The organism is Candidatus Parvarchaeota archaeon (assembly GCA_016866895.1).
Classification (GTDB): Archaea; Micrarchaeota; Micrarchaeia; order Anstonellales; family VGKX01; genus VGKX01.
On sequence record VGKX01000229.1, the window covers coordinates 1 to 1199 of the forward strand.

The 1199-nt window shown below is 44.4% G+C and carries 2 protein-coding genes; one reads left to right on the plus strand and one right to left on the minus strand.

The window, feature by feature from the left end; all coding sequences use genetic code 11:
- Positions 1 to 50 precede the first annotated feature (50 nt).
- On the minus strand, positions 51 to 503 hold the full coding sequence (locus FJZ26_06170) for a ribonuclease P (GenBank protein MBM3229991.1): 453 nt from the start codon (positions 501 to 503) through the stop codon (positions 51 to 53).
- A 149-nt stretch (positions 504 to 652) separates the two neighbouring features.
- On the opposite strand from FJZ26_06170, the gene FJZ26_06175 reads away from it, so the two are divergent.
- Positions 653 to 1199 (plus strand): hypothetical protein (locus FJZ26_06175; GenBank protein MBM3229992.1); only part of this gene is annotated, 547 nt, incomplete at its 3' end.

Below are 1199 nucleotides of genomic sequence, written 5' to 3' on the forward strand. Positions count from 1 at the left end.
TGATAAAGCAGAGATAAATTGCTTATCGCTCAGCATATTCCCGACGAAAATTAATTGCCTTTGCGATGAGTTGTGTTTCGCCTAAAATGCTCGCATGTCGGCGGCAAAACTAATTTCCTTTGTCTGTTCCTCTTCTCCTTCTGCTCGCGGATGTAGGGAAAGCGCATGTGCTTTTTGCAGTTTAGGCAGTAATAAACCATTTTGCCCTGGTGTGCCCTAATCCTGCAGTTCCTGCCTGGCATTAAAAATGAATGGCAATGCCTGCAGAATTTCCTTTTCAGTTCGGCAGGCAGCCTTATCCTAAATTTCATTGCGATTTTTCTTGCGAGAAAAACATACCTGTCAGAGAGCAGAGGGTCGTATGAGTATATTTTTCCTGCCTGCTCAAACAGTATTCCGATTCTTTCAGCTGCAATCTGCCTGAATTTTTCCGGCTTCTTGGAGTAGGAATTTTTTGCCCTTCTGCCCAAATCGTTGCCTTTTGCCCTTCTGCCATGCGCCATGCGGCATCATAAACACAAAAAGCATATAAATTCTTGGTTTATTCTCCTGAAGAATAGAGTTGAATGAGTGTAAATAGACGGGTTCGGTTGGATTCATTTGAGTGAGTTTGGTTGGATTCATTCGAACGAAGGGGTCTGGATTCATTCGAATGAAATTGGTTGCTATGGGCTTTTTCAGCGCAATAGGCCAGATTTTCAGGCCAAAAAAAGAGGAAAGGGAAAGGGCTGTTTCTTTGCCTGAGTTTGAAAAATGGATTGATGACCTTAAGCAGATTAAGCTCAGGACTGTGAATGATGAGCTGCGCAATTACAAGGCACGAATTGAAGAGCAGAGGAAGCTTGTGCTTGAAGCAATTGAACAACTGAAGAATGCGCAGCTGCCGAACCCGAATATTCCTCCGCGAGCAAAAAGCCTGATGGAAGGCAACAGGGAGCTTTATGCAAAAACATATTCAAGGCTGGCTGACGGCGCAAAGGCTCCTGAAAAATATGAGGATGTTGAGTATTTTATTGCGCGGTGGGATTCAGGCTATGAGAATGCAGTGAAATCCACGCAAAGGGCTTATTTTGTGCTTCAGGAATTTCTTGCCAACGAGTCAAAGGATGTTGCGGCCCGTGCAAGGGAAATGGGCAGGATTTCAGATGAGCTTAAGGAGTTTGTCAGGAAGGAGGGATTTGAGGTTTTAGGGAGGATTG